We start from the raw sequence: 16812 nt of genomic DNA on the forward strand, positions 1-16812 counted from the left end.
GAGACGATGAGTGATTTTTACCAGAATGGTGTCATTACTAATTTTCATAATCTCACCCACCGCAGCGTTGAATCGCTGGAAAAAGAGATGGTGCGCTTTGCGCGCAAACGCAAAATGGGGCTCATTTTACCTTCGCTGTTCTCCGAGCTGGAAGGCCCTGCGCTGGACAACATCGTCAACGAACTGGCGAAAGTCCCCTATCTCGACGAGATTGTGATTGGTCTGGATCGCGCCGATCGCGACCAGTTTCTATTCGCACGTGAATTTTTCTCGCGCCTGCCGCAGCGGCATCGCATTTTGTGGAATGATGGACCGCGGCTGAAAGCGCTGGATGCCGAGTTGGATAAAGAGGGATTATCGCCGAGCCAGCCCGGCAAAGGTCGCAACGTGTGGTTCTGTACCGGCTACACGTTGGCCTCCGATCGCACCCAGTGCGTGGCACTGCACGACTGCGATATCGTCACCTATGAGCGCGGTATGCTGGCGCGTCTGCTCTATCCGCTCGCCAATCCGGCTTTTCAGTATGAGTTCTGCAAAGGTTTTTATGCACGCGTGGCCGACGGCAAGCTAAATGGCCGCGTGGGACGTTTGCTGGTGGGACCGCTGTTGCGCTCGCTGCAAAAGGTTTATGGCCATTCCGAGTATCTCGACTACCTCACCAGCTTCCGCTATCCGCTGTCTGGTGAATTTGCCATGCGTACTCACGTGCTTAACGGCATTAAGATTCCCGGCGACTGGGGATTGGAAATTGGCGTGCTTTCAGAGATCTATCGTAATTACACCACCCGCCAAACCTGCCAGGTTGAAATCGCTGATAATTACGACCACAAACATCAGCCGCTGGCTGAAGATGATGGCACCGGCGGATTAAAGCGCATGAGCAATGATATTGTGCAGTCGTTATTACGTAAATTGGCGACCATGGGCGTACCGCTCACCAGCGATTCGTTCCGCGTGCTGAAGGCAACGTACTATCGTAATGCGCTGGATATGATGGAGATCTATAACCACGAAGCCACCATGAACGGCCTCAAGTTTGATCAACACATTGAAGAAGCGGCGGTAGAAATGTTTACTCAGGCGATTCTCGATGCCGGACAGGCCTTTATTGAACGTCCTAACGAGAAGCCTTTTATTCCGAGCTGGAGCCGCGTGCAGTCGGCGTTTCCCGACATCCTGCAACGCATCTATCAGGCAGTAGAAGAGGATAATGACGGCAAGGTGTAGCCTGTGAGGGAGAACTACATTCGGGACGGCGCTGTTACCGTCCGGAATGTATTTAACTGGCCAGCTGCTGCGCGCCAGAAGAAGAGTGGCTGAGTTCGTCACTGTGAAATGCTTCACGGCGCACGCTATAGCCGTCATACCAACGACACTCGACCATTCCGCTGGCATAGCCGGTCACCACCATCGTGGGTCCGCCCTGTTTGTGCTGAACTTCGTCACTGATTGCAAAGATCATACCGCACCCTCCTTTAACCGTTGAATGAACGATTTTAGGTATAGCAGCTGTGCACGTTTTTTTCCTATACGATAAATCTATTACTTCTACTAAATCAGAATAAGCAGTTAAAAATGCTGATAATAAAAAAAGCCGACAATTTTTATTGTCGGCTTTTAGCGCACGTCCTGGACAGGAAAATTAGATTTTGCAGCCTTCGCAATCCGCTTCATCGCTGAGGTCTGCAGGGACTTCGTTGGCTTTTTCTGCTGCTTTGGCCTCAGCCTGTTCCAGCTGTGCATCGATATCAAATTCAAACATATCGTCGTTCATCATCGTTCTCCTGACCGTGATTAGAAATTTACAGCGCTTTATAACCGCTAGCTGCGCAGCTTAGCAATCAGATTTACGCCCAGCAGCACGATCGACCCAATGATAAAGCCGATCACCAAATTAGCACCGTTGCTGAGCAGAGCGGAGATAAAACCGTTGAACCCGGCGCTGTATTCGCTGATGGCATGATGTAACGGCGTGATGCCGTGTACCACAATGCCGCCACCGACCAGGAACATCGCAAGGGTGCCCACCAGCGTCAGGATTTTCATCAGCCAGGGTGCCAGCGCCAGTAACACGCCACCTATTGCCTGCGCGACCGTGGAGGATTTCTCCTTAAGCCAGAAACCGAGATCGTCAATTTTCACAATCATCGCCACGATACCGTAAACGCCGATAGTGACTAAAATCGCCACGCCGGCCAGGATCAGCACCTGATTGAGCAGCGGCGCTTCGGAGACAATCCCCAGGGTTATCGCCACAATTTCCGCCGAGAGGATAAAGTCAGTGCGCACCGCGCCCTTCACTTTATCCTTTTCAAAGGCCCGCGCGTCCTGCTGCGCCAGCTTGTCCAGCCGCTGCTGCCGCGCCTCCGGGCTTTGTTCCGCCTTATCGTGGTTGAGGCTGTGCAGCACCTTCTCCACCCCTTCATAACAGAGATAGGCACCGCCAATCATTAACAGCGGGGTAATAAGCCACGGCGCAAACGCTGAAATAAGCAGCGCCAGCGGCACGAGGATCAATTTGTTAAGAAAAGAGCCCTTCGCCACACCCCATACAACGGGCAGTTCCCGATTGGCTTTTACGCCGCTAACTTGTTGCGCATTGAGTGATAAATCGTCGCCCAATACGCCGGCGGTCTTCTTTGCCGCTACTTTGCCCATTACTGAGATATCGTCGAGCAAGGTCGCAATATCGTCCAGAAGCGTGAGTAAACTGGATCCTGCCAAAGTGGTATTCCTTATTTATTCCGGTTCGTGATCCTGACAACAGGGGCAACGCTCAACTGCCGTGACCGACATATCGGCAATGCCCACACAGTCCCATTCCACGCGTAACGGCCCGGTCAGATCGTCGGCATGCAGATACTTGCTTACCGGACTTTCCGTCATGCCGCTGATCTCTTCGGTGGCTACCAGCCGGTCGCCAAGATAAATGCGCGCCGTGGCGTGGGTATTCACCATCCGCTCATCGCGGAGTTGATACAGGCGCTTAACGGTAAGTTTGATGCTGCTCATGGCTCGATTCCGCGCTCCAGAGAAAAGGGAGATCTAAACTGTTATAACCGCTAAAAGCAACAATCACGCGTTAATCAACGCGATAGTGATGCAAACCCTGATGATCGATTTCGCTGCTGTCGTCAACCGCCAACAGCCACTCTTCAAGGCGTTCTATCAGCGCGCCGTCCTCCAGCTGCAGTTTGCCACGCAGCGCGCACTCCCAAACAATCAGTACTTTCCAGCCTCCTTCTCGCAGTTGTTGAATGTAACGTCTATCGCGTTCGACGTTACTATTGATTTTGCCACTCCAGAATTCAGAGCGCGTGGCCGGCATTTTGAAGAGATAGCAGTGATGGCGATGCCAGAAACAGCCATGCACAAAGATAATTGCTCTCTCCGCGGGCAAGACAAAATCAGGCCTGCCGGGCAGCGCCTTATCCTGCACGCGATAGGTAAAGCCGCGATCTTTCAAAATCAACGCAATGCGCTGTTCTATCGCCGTATCCTTATTGCGAATGGCGCGCATGTTTTTGCTGCGTATAGCTTGCGAGTGGACGTCTGCCATGGCGTCTCCTTGTTTTGGCGCTCCTTCAACTTTAGCGGTTTAGCTCAAAAGCGAAAGCAAGCACCGCGCCAATTTCCTCGTTGCGTGATGAGTGTTAGCATAGCCGCCTCACTGTTAAGGAAATACGCATGCTAGCTCTCGACCCCGCCGCGCCCGTCCCTTCCACCTCTTCTCAGGATGACGCGACGTCGCTGTTACTGCAGGTGCTCGATATCTATGCCGCGCGTGATGTGGTGACAACGCTTAGCGAAGCCGGTGGCCTCGACTGGAGCGTGCCGCGTTTGAATCGCATCCGTACGGGAAAAAGTGTGGCACCGGCGCTCTCAAGCCGTGAAGTGGCAAGCCTGCAAGCCTTGCTCCCGGCACGTCCGGCCCACTATGATCACGCTACATTCCAGTTTATCGATCTGTTTGCCGGTATTGGCGGTATTCGCCGTGGCTTTGAGCAGATTGGCGGGCAATGCGTGTTCACCAGCGAGTGGAATAAAGAAGCCGTGCGCACTTACAAAGCCAATTTGTATAGCGATCCGCTTCAGCATCAGTTCAACAGTGATATTCGTCTGGTGACACAACCGGCTGGCATCGATGATGAGCAGGCGATTTATCACTCTATCGATCGCGCCATTCCCGATCATCAAGTATTGCTGGCGGGCTTTCCTTGTCAGCCCTTCTCGCTGGCGGGCGTCAGCAAAAAGAATGCGCTCGGTCGCGCGCACGGGTTTGAGTGTGAAGCGCAGGGTACGCTTTTTTTCGATGTCGCGCGCATTCTTGCGGCCAAGAAGCCGCCGTTCTTTGTGCTGGAAAACGTCAAAAACCTTAAAAGCCACGATAAAGGACGCACCTTCGCCATCATCATGTCAACCCTGGATGAACTGGGCTATGACGTGGCGGACGCCAACGACAGCGGCTTGCCGGATGCGAAAATTGTCGATGCGCGTCACTTCCTGCCGCAGCATCGTGAACGTATTGTGCTGGTAGGGATTCGCCGTGATAGCGGGCTCAGCAAGGGGTTTTCCCTGCGCGCCCTGCCCGCGCTCTACCCGCAACAGGTTCCTTCATTACAGAGCCTGCTCGAGCCGCAGCCGGAGGCAAAATACACCTTGTCGCCAACCCTGTGGAATTATCTGTACCAGTATGCGAAAAAGCATAAAGCCAAAGGCAATGGATTCGGCTTTGGCCTCAACGATCCGCGTAAAGCCAATATCTGCGTGCGAACCCTATCGGCGCGTTATTACAAAGATGGCTCGGAAATCCTCATCGATCGTGGCTGGGATCAGGCACAAGGCGAAGCGGACTTCCAGCACCCCGCAAACATGGCGCGTCGCCCACGCCGCTTGACGCCGCGCGAATGTGCCCGTCTGATGGGATTTGAAGCGCCAGGCGAAACGCATTTTCGTATTCCCGTCTCAGACACTCAAGCCTACAAGCAGTTTGGCAACTCGGTGGTGGTGCCGGTATTTGCTGCGGTCGCACAGCTGCTATTGCCGCTGATTGAACAACACGCGCGCCAAAACAGTTAGCGCTTCAGGACCACAATTTCATTTAGGGCCGCGCTTTATGCTGTTTTCAGCAGAATCGCGCCCGCTGTCACCAAACTGTCACGCACGCTGCCAATACTCCTTTTTTATTTTTTGGAGGCGTTCGATGTCACTCCTTTCCGTTATCGCGCTGCCGCTGCGGCTGCGCTCGCGCGTCTCTCTGCGCATCCCGCTATGGCTCACCAGTTTGCGGAGTCAGTTCCTGTTGTTCATTGTGCTGTTCTGTTTGCTGCAGTTTGCCGGCGTCCTGCTACTCAACGGGCATGTAAACCAGACGCAGACATCGCTGCAGCAGGCTAATCAGCTGCGCGAACGCCTGGCGCTGTTGGATAAAGCCCGCATCGAACTGCTCACCGCCAGCGACAATAGCCACCGCGCCGGGATTTATTTAATGCAGGATCAGCAAAGTGGCTCGGTGGATAGCTGGAAAAGTCTGGCAGCCGCCGCCAGTGATTCGCTTAACCAGGCCGAGCGGCAATTTACCGCTTATCATGCCAGGGCTGACAGCCCGCTGGCACAAGGGTTTGCCATGCTGGCGGCAGGTTTACAGGAGCAGCTGAAAGGTCTGGCTGCCAACGACATCAATGCCTTCTTTATGGTGCCGATGCAGGCGTTCCAGCAACAGTTCAATGATGCCTGGTTTAATGAGATCGAACAGGCCAATCAGCAACTCGGCAGCGTGAATCACAATACGCTAAGCACGCTGAAGCAGAGCCGTAATCTGTCGCTCATTGTTAGCGCGGTACTGATGCTCTTGTTAGTGCTGGCCTCCGGCTTGCTGATGCGCGGCGTCCTGTTGCCGCTGCGGCGTGCCAACGGACAGCTGGCACAGATTGCCACTGGCGATCTGATCGCCTGTCATGACACGCCGCGTCGTCAATCGCTCGAGACGCGCCAACTGTTCCAGTCGATTGATACCATGCGCAGCGGCCTGCAACAGATTGTTAGCGACATCAACACCGTGGCGGTGAGCGTCGCCGCCGGTGCCGAAGAGATGCAGCAACACAATGAGAAGGTGATGCAGCAACATCAGAAGCAAAACGCCAGCTTCCATCATCTGTCGCAGCGTTTAGATCGCGTCTCTGAAGAGGTGGAGATTGGGACCCAGTTTTCGTTGCAGGCTACCCAGGAAGCACAATCGGCGGATGATCTGATGCGCAACTGCGCCGTAGAAGTCGATAAAATGGAAAATCAGATGCAGCAGATTGTCGCCGCGTCAGGGGATATCGCCGGTATTGTCGGCATGCTGGATAGCCTTTCGATGCAAACGCGCCTGTTATCACTGAATGCCGCGATTGAGTCCGCGCATGCAGGTGCTTATGGGCGCAGTTTCTCGGTGGTCGCCAAAGAGATGGGCTTACTGTCTCAGCAGAGCGGCGCATCAACGCGACAGATCGATGGACTGATTCAGCACACACAGCAGCACGTCAATGATGGTTTCGATAAGGTTAAGGCGCTGGAAGTGCTTTTTGCGCAGATCGGCGGCGCGGTTTCCGGCATTGTGACGCAGCTGAACGAGCTGCAGCAAAACAGTTCGGCACAGAGCCATCGGGTGAAAAAAATAGCCCGAGAAGTGGTCGAGATGAGCGACCAGCTGCAGCAAAACGAAGCCCTGAATGCGCAACAGGTGCAATCTGCCGTGCAGTTGCGTGCGCTATCTGACCGTCTGGCGCAGCGCGCGCAGCAGTTCCGTATTCACGAGATTTAACGCCGCGTAATAAAAAACCCGTCAAAAGACGGGTTTTCTGCTTATTTCTTCTTCTTGCTTTTCTTCAGCAGCGCCCGAACCTGTTTCAGTTCGGCGGCTGAAAGCTGTTCGGTACAGGCTTCTTGCGTATCCAGGCTGTCAATGGCCGGGTGCTCAACCGCATCTAAACTGGCCTGCAGGCGGTTAACGATCTCCTGACTCATGGAGATTTGGTTATCTGCGGCTAACTGCTTGATGTGATCTTTCAGCGCCGGGTCAATTTTAATGGTTAAGTTAACGGTCTCGGTCATTTTCATACTCCCTTTTGATTTACAACAACGTAGCGGAAGCAGGTGAAAGTTAACAGACTGTCATAAAAATTTAATATTAAGAGTGTATGGGGCTAAAATCTCTTAATACTGACTCGTCAATTGAGGTCAGGTTGCCTTGTAGTTCTGCGCAAAGTTTCCCCATGTAGTGCACCAGAAAATCCGCGTTATGCTCCGCCAAAAGACGCCCTGCTTCCGTCTGCATGGTTTGCGGTAAACCGAGCAGCTTTTTCTGAAAATGGTCCAGCGTCCACTTTACATCGTCCAGTTCACGCTCTTTTCCCAGCGGGTCTTCGCTATCAAACAGCGGCCGTCCAAGCGCTCCTGCCGTGTAGAAAACGCGCGCCAGGCCGATAGCACCTAAAGACTCCAGACGATCGGCGTCCTGGACGATTTTCGCTTCCAGCGTTTGTGGCGCAATGCGGGCGCTGAAGCTGTGCGCCTGAACCGCATGGGCCACGGCATCCAGACGCTCAAACGGGAAATCGGGGAAATCCTGCTGCAGAATTCGGCGTGTCTCTTGCGCGGCATAGGTTGAGGCCAAATGGCGCTCAGGGTGGTTTTTAGGCAGGTTAACCACATCGTGGAAATAGCAGGAGGTGAGGACCACCATCGGATCGGCATCGCTGTGCTGCATGATGCGTTTCGCGCTCATCCACACGCGGCGCAGATGCGCGATATCGTGGGCTTTGTCATCGTGCAACCAGTTCAGCTGCAGCCAGTTCTCATAGCGTTGTTGCCAGCGGGTGAGTGACATCGTGCTTCTCCTTTTATTGCTGTTATTTAGCACTGCCTGTACAGGGTGCTGCTCCTGCGGACATCATAGCGGCTGGGTAATGACACTTTTTTTACATCATTCCTGGATGTGCTAAGCAAAAAAATGCGATCCCGATCATGTTATAGCGCTGTTAACGCCGCTTGCCCAGCACCCATTACGCTTTCGGCATTTCCTTAGCGTCGTTTTAGTTAACTAACTCTGTTTAATGGCGGTAATCTATTTAGGTCATCAACAAATTTCGCGACAGGGATTTATTCCAGTTAAATATGCTGTCTTTTTGCCGTTAAAACGGGTTATTCAACGCGACATAATCTGAAAAGGTTCCCATTCTGGCCTTTATAACGTACTGTATCTGGAAAAATTCTGGCTTCCGATTCTGTCGAAGTCTTTTTCAGCACACATTTTGCTTATGAACCATTTTTAAAACCTAAAATTGCAAGAATTGCCTGATACTGAGGCGACAAATTATTAAGCAAACTGATTCAAACCCATTATGCTACTCCTCTCATCTACGGATGCGGAGGATGCTTCGCACTTTCCGGGTTGGTGAAACAATATGAGGTATGCAATGAAAGAACGGCCGATTCTTTTTTCCGAACAGCGGGTGCGCGCCCTGCTGGTTGGCCAGCAGACACAGACCCGACGCATTATGAAAACGCAGGCCTTTGGTCCAGGCCAGGATCACCATGAAGGCGTACATGCGTTTGACGTCAGCGCTAACCATCTGCACGGCTATAAATTAATGTCGATGACCGATGTCAGCTCACACTGCCCGTATGGCCAGGCGGGTGACGGATTGTGGGTACGTGAAACCTGGCGTGGCCCCATCGTTCCTGAAGAGCAGCTGGCTGAATACGAGCGCGATCCGCTGCCGTTCCGCCATCCCGCCTTTTGCCAGTATCGCGCCGACAGCAACGAGCTGGGGCAACTGGATGAGCATTTGCACAATGCCGAGCAGTTTGGCTGGCAAACAGCAATACATATGCCGCGCTGGGCCAGTCGTATCGATTTGCGAATTACCTCAGTGCGGGCCGAGAAAATTCAGGATATCAGTGAAGACGACATTATGGCGGAGGGCGTCCAGACCGATACGCACTTCCTGAATAACTTCTTCACCATGAACATGAATGCGGAATCGCCGAAAGAAGCCTATCGCAAAGCGTGGCAGAAACAGTATGGCGCCACCAGCTGGGAAGTTAATCCTTGGGTATGGGTCATTGCCTTTGAACGTATTGAACGCGCAGGGTAAAGCGTTTGCCATCAACTGCGTCATTTAAGGTCGTCATGCGTGGCGACCTCTCCCCTTCCGATCTTACTTCCCGGTTTGCCACCTTTATCACAGACACATCGCTAACTAACTGGTTGAATAGTCGGCTTTGATTCCGCGCTGGCAATTTTCTCTTCGCCGCGTCAGGATACTGTTTTCGCCCTGAAGAGTGAGTGATGCGATGTTCAAATGGCCGTGGCATGCGCAAAGAGAGACTTCAGTCGTAGCGCTTCCCTGGCAGCAGGCGCTGGCGCAACCGATCTTCTCCCTGCTCGATCACCAGGAACAGCACGCTCTTGTTGCCCTCGCGCAGCGCTTTCTGCAGCAGAAAAAAATCTCTCCACTGCAAGGCCTGCAGCTCAATGAACTGCTGCTCACCCGACTGGCGTTGTTATTTTGCCTGCCGGTACTGAAACTGGGCGTCGAGTGGCTCGATGGCTTTCATGAAGTGCTGATCTATCCCGAACCGTTTAACGTTGACGATCGCTGGGAAGATGACAATGGCCTGGTGCATCACGCGCCCGCAGTGCATGCCGGACAAAGCTGGACGCAAGGCCCGGTGGTGCTGAATGCGCTCGATATTCAGGATTCCTTTGATCTCTCCGGATTTAATCTGGTGATTCACGAAGTGGCACATAAGCTCGATGCGCGCGGCAGCGGCTACACCAGCGGCATTCCGGTGATGGCACTGCGCGATGTCGCTAGCTGGGAAAAAGATCTGCAACACGCCATGGCTGAGATTGAAGCCGAAGTGGAGCTGGTGGGTGAACAGGCCGCCACCATCGATCCGTACGCCGCCAGCGATGCCGCAGAATGCTTTGCGGTGCTGTCGGAATACTTCTTCAGCGCGCCTGATTTATTGGCCAACCGTTTTCCAGTGATGTATCAGCATCTCCAGCAATTCTATCGTCAGGACCCGCTGGCACGCCTGGCGCAATTGACATCAGAACCTGCTTAAATCGCGATCGCTTTGTACTATTGCTAGCCAATTGAATATAAATACGTTTTAAGCTGTTGACACCTGACTGAGGCGCCATTAATATTCGCCTCGTTCACACGATTCCTCTGTAGTTCAGTCGGTAGAACGGCGGACTGTTAATCCGTATGTCACTGGTTCGAGTCCAGTCAGAGGAGCCAAATTCGAGAAGCCTGCTCAGGAAACTGAGCGGGCTTTTTTCTTTTCTGACATCTGTTCAAATGTTCCACAACAAATGTTCAATGACAGTCAACACCACAGAGAATAACTCACAGGGAAAGCAATCCGCGATGCGTCATCATTCTTTTATCAGACAAAGCACATTTCCTCTTTAATAAACTCTGATTGTGATGATGCCAGCCTGAAATGGGCAAGCGGGTAACTGATACCCACCCCGGACAACATTGCCTGACAAAAAAGCGCAATCAGTATCTCCTGCCAATGATATCGACCTGCTGATGCCTTATTTAACGCCGTAAAGCGTCAAAATATGACGTTAAAGCGAATCACTGTTAATAACGCATAAACAACGCCCTTTAGGGTCGCGTTTATTTTAACAACATTCACAACCCGGGTTGATAAATAACCTTAAGCCTGGATATGGATAAACTTTGCCATAATTAGTATTTCCCCTCGCAATAACCCTTTGTTATTCCTTTGGTTCCTGTTTGTATTGCTTTGAGAACCACCGTGGAAATTTATTGGTATCTGACCGCGCCAGACGGTCATCAACCCTGGGCCGCCTCCGGCAGCCGGCAGGTCAACTACGCCTATTTCCAGCAGGTCGCCCGCGCGGTAGATCATCTGGGTTTTACCGGCGCGCTGCTGGCGACCGGTGCACATGATCCCTGGATTCTGGGGGCGTCACTCATTCCCTATACCGAAAGCATGAAATTCCTGATTGCTATCCAGCCGGGTCTGATCTCACCCACCCTGCTAGCCAAAATGGCCGTGACGTTTAACCAGTTTTCGAAAGGCCGGGTGCTTCTCAACGTGGTCAGCGGTGATAAAAATACGCTGGGCGCTTACGGCATGCACCTGGATCACGATGCCCGATATGATCTCAGTGACGAATTTTTGCAGGTATTACGTCCCTTGCTCAATCAGGAAAATGTCAGCTTCAAAGGGGAACACCTGGATATTGAGAACGCCAGGCTGGCATTGAGCAATGGCGGATATCCTCCGCCACCGCTGTGGTTTGGTGGCTCTTCTGAAGCGGCACAGGAAGTCGCGGCAAAGCACATCGACACCTATCTCTCCTGGGGCGAAACACCGCCGCAGGCCGCAGAGAAAATCGCCCAGGTGAGAGCCAGAGCCGATAAACACCTTCGCCAGTTACGCTACGGCATTCGTCTTTATGTGATCGTGCGCGAAACTGATGAACTTGCGTGGCAGGCAGTAGACGCACTTTATGCCTCAATGGACGACAGCGCCATTGCCGCCCGGCAGCATCTGGCCCGCGGGTCAGACTCCGTAGGTCAGTCCCGTATGAGTGCCCTGCACAATGACCAGAAACCCGCCGATCCGCGCGAGCTGGAGATCTACCCCGGACTGTGGGCGGGCATTGGCCTGGTGCGTCCCGGACCTGGCACCGCTATCGTCGGCAGTCCGGAAACGGTCGAACGCACCCTGCGAGCCTATCAGCAGGCGGGGGTTGAGGTGTTTATCCTATCCGGTTTCCCCTTGCTGGAGGAAGCCTATCGCTTTAGCGAACTGGTGATGCCACGACTGTCACTCACCCCGCCGGATGACGCGGCAAAGAATACCTTTACCTGGGGAAATCTGTGGGATCGTCCGGTCAGAAGTGGAGATCCAGCACAATGAAAATCCGTCTGGGAAGCCATCCCAGTAATCTCTCGCTGTTTATTTTGCGCCATCGTGGTGTCATCGAACCTGCCGCCAGAGACAGAGGCTGGCAGCTGGAATGGTTCGACTATACCCAGGGCGCACGCAGCGGCGAGTGGCTGGCTGATGAACAGGTCGATGTGGTTGGCACCGGATCAACCCCGCCGATAAGTGCGCAGGCCACCGGGCTGGACGTCGCTTATCTCGCCAGCTCGCCGCCACGTAATAACAATTGCGCGTTGCTGACATTGCAAAGCAACGCTATCTCCTCGCTGCGTGCTAAGCGACTGACGGGCATGCCCGGTTCTTTCACCGATCATTTTCTGGCGCGTCTGCTGCAAAAACAGAACCTGCGCCGCACCGATGTCACACTGCTGGACCTGCAGGGGCAGGATGCCATGACTGCGTTACTCAATGGCGACATTGACGGCTGGCTGGCAATCGATCCCTGGCTGACTCGTGCGTTACAGATAAAGGATGTCGTTGCGCGCTCCGCCGTCGGCGATGAAATCATTAACCGTTCACTGTTCTGGACGCGTGCCGCCTGGCAGCAACGCTACCCCGAAGTAGCCGCCTGGATCGTGAAACAGTTGCGCGTAAATGATGCCTGGATTGAGCAGCATCCGGTAGGCGCCGCGCATATTCTTGCCGACAAACTCAACCCGGCCATCCTGCCTGATGAGTGGCTGAAAACAATACGCGGGCGTCCCTGGGGTCTCACCCCTGCCAGTGACGCTCTGTTAGCCGAACAGCAGCAGCAGGCTGACGATCTTTTTGCCGTGGGTTTCATCCCGATGGCTTTATCCCTGAACGCCAGGAGACAGATATGACCCGCTGGATACCCCGTACCGCTGTTGCTGCACTGATACTGTGTGCCGGGATGGCGATGGCGACTGAACCGCTCACGCTGCGCATTGGTTTTCTGCGTGGCCCCACGGACTTAGCGCTGGCTAAAGAAAAAGGAACGCTGGAAAAAGCGCTGGCCGCGCATCAGGTGAACGTCGTCTGGTCGGGCCCGTTTGCGGCTGCCGCCCCTGCTTATGAAGCGTTAAATGCCGGTTCAATTGACATGACCACCGGCAGCTCCACAGCGTTTGTTACCGCCATCGCTGCGGGTTTGCCGTTGCGTTTTTTTGCTTATCAGGCCATGCCCGCCGAAGGTGAAGGGATTGTGGTACGCAATAGCAGTGATATCCATTCATTGCAGGATCTGCGCGGCAAAAAGGTGGCGGTGAATAAAGGCGGGACCGGCGAGTATCTGCTCTCACGCGCGCTGGATCGTGCCGGGATTCCGGAGCAGGAGGTGACCAAAGTTTATCTCAGCCCTTCCGACACCGGTACGGCATTTGTGGGGAGACATGTCGATGCCTGGGCGACATGGGACCCCTTCCTCTCTCTGGCCAGACAGAGTTATGACGCCCGCCAGCTGAGTACGGGTCAGCAGATTGGTTCGGAAAATGCAGCAGGTTATTTCGTCAGCGAGGCGTTTTATCAGGCGAACCCCCAAGTGCTTAACTGGGTTTATGACGTATTGCAGCAAGAGAACCACTGGGCCAAAGCCCATCCGCTTGAGGCAGGTAAGATCTGGGCTTCACAAATGGGGCAGCAGGGAAGCACACTGGCGGCTCTGCTGGGCAGGGTCAACACCGTTCCCATCACGCCGGTCGATGACGCCGCGATAACCCATATCGGGCATATAGCCAACTGGTATCAGCAACAGGGTCTGATCGCCAGCCATCCGGATATTCGCCAGCATGTTGTCACGCTGACGCCTTAAAGCCCCGCTATGAGTAAAACAGAATGACGCAACCGGCTATCTCGCATATCTCGTTTCTGACACCGGGGAATTATCCTGATGACGCTCCACTTCAGGGTCTTGAACAGACGTTACAGCTGTTCGAACGCGGTGAACAGCTGGGTTTTAATGGTGCCTGGGTACGCCAGCGACATCTGGAACATGGCGTATCGTCAGCCAGCACCTTTCTCGCCGCCGCCACACAACGTACCCGCCAGATAGAACTGGGCAGCGCCGTGATTCAGATGGGTTATGAGAGTCCATTTCGTCTGGCCGAAGACCTGGCGACAGTGGATATTCTCGCCAGGGGACGGTTGAATGTCGGCCTGAGCGCAGGCGCGCCTAATCATCTTGAGTTAATCGGTCATTCTGTCTGGGGTGATGCCTGGCAGCAGCAGGATTTTTCTTACCAGCGCGTCCTGACTCTGCGCGATAACCTGAGTGGCCGCTTCTTCGGCGATGATAATACGGTCATTCTCTCACCCGGTAATACGCAACGCCCGCGTGTTCAGCCCTTTGCTGCCGGTCTGGTTGACAGATTGTGGTATGGCGGAGGATCACTTCGTTCGGCGCGCTGGGCTGGCAGCCACGGGTTTAATCTGCTCGCGGGTAATCTCACCTCCGGTGAAGAAACGGATGATTTTTACCAGGCACAGCGGGCGCAAATCCAGCTGTATCGTGAAAATCTTGCGGCTTCCGGTCGGCGTGCGGCGCGCATCGCCCTGGGACGCGTCATCATTCCCACCGACAGTGCGGATGCCACCACCCGCAGACATTATCAGCAGTTTGCCGCCAGCCGCTACCCACGCACTCTGGCACCCCAGAGCTCCCGACGCACCCTGTTCTCTCAGGATATCGTGGGCAGTGCGGAGCAGATTCTCGAACGGCTGTTTAACGATCCCGTCTTACGTCTGGTGAATGAGCTGAGAATCGAACTGCCTTATGAATTGCATTATGCGGAGTACAGCCAGATTATCAGCGATTTTGCGACGCTGATTGCGCCGGAGCTGGGCTGGACAGCACTGCCGCAAGTTTCGCACGTTGGGCGCGAATGAAATCCCGAAGAAAGTCAGCGGCAAATGTCCTTATCGCGGCATTCCGGCTTAACACGTAAAAAATAGCGCGGACGTCCAGATTCGTAACCGATCTTTTTATTGTGCCGTAACGTTGATCTGAGTCGCATTCTTGTAATAAAGAAAAGTATTCCCAAGCTTATCCATAAATAACATAAGGACATTTCGTTATTTGTTATAGCGTTTGATTGTTAGACACCGGATCAGGGGAAGATTAATTTTCAGTTTTTGTAAATGAACATTGCCATAATATTTTTGAGGGATCTCTTTTGGTCAGTTTAATAAACAAACAAAGCATGCAGTACAGACTTAAAATAGCACTCTTCAGCAGTCTTGCAGCTTTCAGCGCCATGACGTTTGCCGACGATGCCCTAAAAGAGGGTATCACCCCAGCCACCGATTCCAGCCAGATTCCGGCAGCGGCGAAATTGCGCAAAGACACGGTGGTGGCGGGCATTTCTGAACCTCAGGGGATTTTTAACCCTTACTTTTTTGTCAACGGCTGGGATGAAAATGTCACCAACGTCATTTTTTCACGCCTGATTGACTGGGACAGCCACGGCAATCTGGTGCCGGGTCTGGCGCAAAGCTGGACGGTAAGCCCGGATAACAAAGTCTATACTATTAAGCTTCGCCCCGATCTGACGTTCAGCGATGGCTCCCCACTCACCGCCAAAGACGTTGCCTTTACCCTTACCGTCCTCTACGACCCGAAATATGATGGTGACACCGACATCACCCTCGCGAATATTGCCGGGGGCGCGGAATATAAAGCAGGTAAAGCCGACAGCGTCAGTGGCCTGAAAGTCATCGATCCCCTCACACTCCAGATCACCACCACACAACCTGGCGCAACCACACTGGCAAAAATTGGCGGGCCGGTGCTGTCGGAAGCTTATTACGGCAAAGGCTATCAGCGTGGCAATCTTGACTATCTGCGCACACTGCATGGCAAACCGCTGGGCAATGGCCCCTATGTCTATGACAAATACATCCCCGGGCAGGAAATTCGTTTTCATGCCAATAGCCACTTTTATCGTGGCACACCGCCAACGCCTCGTTTTATTTATCGCGTCACTAACCCCTCAACCAATTTCCAGTTGTTCCAGACCGGTGAAACGGATTACGACGCCTTTACTTCACGACCGGATGATATTGAACAGCTGAAACTGCTCGGCTTTGCCAATATCAATCTCTACGGGTCCAGTGATTACAGTAAAGTCGAGTTCAACGTTCGCCGCCCGGCGTTGCAGGACGCGAAGGTGCGTCAGGCGCTGATATATGGGCTGGATCGTCAGAAGCTAATCGATGTGGTGTACCAGGGGTATGGCAAGGTTGCCATCGAACCTATCGCGCCCATCTCCTGGGCATATAACCCGGATGGCGTGAATCCCTACAAATACGATCCGGCACAGGCGAAAAAATTGCTTGATGAGGCGGGCTGGAAACCCGGTTCCGATGGTATTCGCGTAAAGGACGGCAAACGTCTTGAACTGACCTTACTGGCAAGTAAAAAAGTGCTGAACGACGCGCTCATCCCGATCGCCAAAGAGGACTGGCAACAAATTGGCGTGCTACTGAAACCCCAGGTGGTGGACTTCAATGCGCTGATGGCCCAGCGCAAAGCGGGCAATTACGACCTGGCGTCCTTTAGTACCAGCACGTTAAACGATCCGCATGACGGGGTATGGGATTACCACAGCACCGAGGCTAAGGAGTCCGGTTATAAAAATCCTCAGGTGGATAAGCTGATCAATGAAGGCAATGCGGTGCTGGATGTGGCACAGCGCAAACCGATTTACCACCAGCTGTACAAAGTGCTGGCAGATGACCCGCCGGTGATCCTGCTCGGTTATCGCCAGATCCTCTCCGCCAGCAGCGCCCGCGTGACCGGCTTTAAACCGGATATCTATAACGGCCTGACCGGCAGTCTGCCGGACGTCAGAATCGTTAAGTAACCTTGCC

General features: G+C 53.5%; 17 protein-coding genes and 1 tRNA gene. 11 read left to right on the forward strand and 7 right to left on the reverse strand.

The features are described 5' to 3' along the window. Positions 1-6: 6 nt before the first annotated feature. Positions 7-1227 (forward strand): glycosyltransferase family protein, encoded by a 1221-nt coding sequence (locus tag AC07WB_RS11580; protein WP_097096919.1) that lies wholly within the window; start codon positions 7-9, stop codon positions 1225-1227. A 52-nt stretch (positions 1228-1279) separates the two neighbouring features. Here AC07WB_RS11580 and AC07WB_RS11585 read toward each other — a convergent pair whose 3' ends face one another. The 5 genes from AC07WB_RS11585 to AC07WB_RS11605 form a co-directional block, all read right to left on the reverse strand. Next, positions 1280-1462, reverse strand: a complete 183-nt coding sequence (locus AC07WB_RS11585) for a YodC family protein (protein ID WP_097096918.1) — start codon at positions 1460-1462, stop codon at positions 1280-1282. A gap of 180 nt (positions 1463-1642) precedes the next feature. Beyond that, positions 1643-1777 carry a hypothetical protein gene (locus AC07WB_RS11590; RefSeq protein ID WP_322543821.1) on the reverse strand — a complete coding sequence of 45 codons (135 nt, stop codon included), beginning with the start codon at positions 1775-1777 and terminating at the stop codon, positions 1643-1645. A 44-nt stretch (positions 1778-1821) separates the two neighbouring features. Beyond that, entirely contained in the window at positions 1822-2724 is a 903-nt protein-coding gene (locus AC07WB_RS11595; RefSeq protein ID WP_345829279.1) for a DUF808 domain-containing protein, read from the reverse strand. A gap of 15 nt (positions 2725-2739) precedes the next feature. After that, the gene (locus tag AC07WB_RS11600) at positions 2740-3012 is read right to left on the reverse strand and encodes a hypothetical protein (protein WP_097096916.1); all 273 of its coding nucleotides are present in this window, start codon (positions 3010-3012) and stop codon (positions 2740-2742) included. Between the two features lie 70 nt (positions 3013-3082). Next, entirely contained in the window at positions 3083-3559 is a 477-nt protein-coding gene (locus AC07WB_RS11605; protein WP_097096915.1) for a very short patch repair endonuclease, read from the reverse strand. Positions 3560-3687: 128 nt separating this feature from the next. On the opposite strand from AC07WB_RS11605, the gene dcm reads away from it, so the two are divergent. Both dcm and AC07WB_RS11615 read left to right on the forward strand, forming a co-directional pair. Continuing rightward, entirely contained in the window at positions 3688-5079 is a 1392-nt protein-coding gene (dcm, locus tag AC07WB_RS11610) for a DNA (cytosine-5-)-methyltransferase (protein WP_494940535.1), read from the forward strand. 124 nt (positions 5080-5203) lie between these two features. Beyond that, positions 5204-6805 (forward strand): methyl-accepting chemotaxis protein, encoded by a 1602-nt coding sequence (locus tag AC07WB_RS11615; RefSeq protein WP_494940536.1) that lies wholly within the window; start codon positions 5204-5206, stop codon positions 6803-6805. A gap of 41 nt (positions 6806-6846) precedes the next feature. Here the strand turns inward: AC07WB_RS11615 and AC07WB_RS11620 are convergent, their stop codons facing one another. Then, positions 6847-7095: a hypothetical protein gene (locus tag AC07WB_RS11620; RefSeq protein ID WP_097096912.1), complete on the reverse strand. Its 249-nt coding sequence runs from the start codon at positions 7093-7095 to the stop codon at positions 6847-6849. A gap of 76 nt (positions 7096-7171) precedes the next feature. Next, positions 7172-7870, reverse strand: coding sequence for a phosphohydrolase (locus AC07WB_RS11625; RefSeq protein ID WP_494940537.1), 699 nt, complete (start codon positions 7868-7870; stop codon positions 7172-7174). A gap of 589 nt (positions 7871-8459) precedes the next feature. Here AC07WB_RS11625 and AC07WB_RS11630 point away from each other — a divergent pair. The 8 genes from AC07WB_RS11630 (at position 8460) to AC07WB_RS11665 (ending at position 16805) form a co-directional block, all read left to right on the forward strand. Beyond that, the gene (locus AC07WB_RS11630) at positions 8460-9140 is read left to right on the forward strand and encodes an ASCH domain-containing protein (RefSeq protein ID WP_097096910.1); all 681 of its coding nucleotides are present in this window, start codon (positions 8460-8462) and stop codon (positions 9138-9140) included. Positions 9141-9339: 199 nt separating this feature from the next. After that, complete coding sequence (gene mtfA / locus AC07WB_RS11635) at positions 9340-10116, forward strand: DgsA anti-repressor MtfA (protein WP_097096909.1); 777 nt, start codon at positions 9340-9342, stop codon at positions 10114-10116. A gap of 103 nt (positions 10117-10219) precedes the next feature. Next, positions 10220-10295, forward strand: a tRNA-Asn gene (locus AC07WB_RS11640). 529 nt (positions 10296-10824) lie between these two features. Next, entirely contained in the window at positions 10825-11958 is a 1134-nt protein-coding gene (locus tag AC07WB_RS11645) for an LLM class flavin-dependent oxidoreductase (protein WP_494940538.1), read from the forward strand. Continuing rightward, on the forward strand, positions 11955-12809 hold the full coding sequence (locus tag AC07WB_RS11650; RefSeq protein ID WP_494940539.1) for an ABC transporter substrate-binding protein: 855 nt from the start codon (positions 11955-11957) through the stop codon (positions 12807-12809). The genes AC07WB_RS11645 and AC07WB_RS11650 overlap by 4 nt, the downstream gene beginning before the upstream one ends. Then, the gene (locus AC07WB_RS11655; protein WP_494940540.1) at positions 12806-13756 is read left to right on the forward strand and encodes an aliphatic sulfonate ABC transporter substrate-binding protein; all 951 of its coding nucleotides are present in this window, start codon (positions 12806-12808) and stop codon (positions 13754-13756) included. The genes AC07WB_RS11650 and AC07WB_RS11655 overlap by 4 nt, the downstream gene beginning before the upstream one ends. A gap of 23 nt (positions 13757-13779) precedes the next feature. Then, on the forward strand, positions 13780-14829 hold the full coding sequence (locus tag AC07WB_RS11660; RefSeq protein WP_097096905.1) for an LLM class flavin-dependent oxidoreductase: 1050 nt from the start codon (positions 13780-13782) through the stop codon (positions 14827-14829). A gap of 314 nt (positions 14830-15143) precedes the next feature. Beyond that, the gene (locus AC07WB_RS11665; protein WP_494940541.1) at positions 15144-16805 is read left to right on the forward strand and encodes an ABC transporter substrate-binding protein; all 1662 of its coding nucleotides are present in this window, start codon (positions 15144-15146) and stop codon (positions 16803-16805) included. Positions 16806-16812: the final 7 nt, after the last annotated feature.

It is taken from the genome of Pantoea sp. GW821-FHT03E06, from assembly GCF_059420725.1.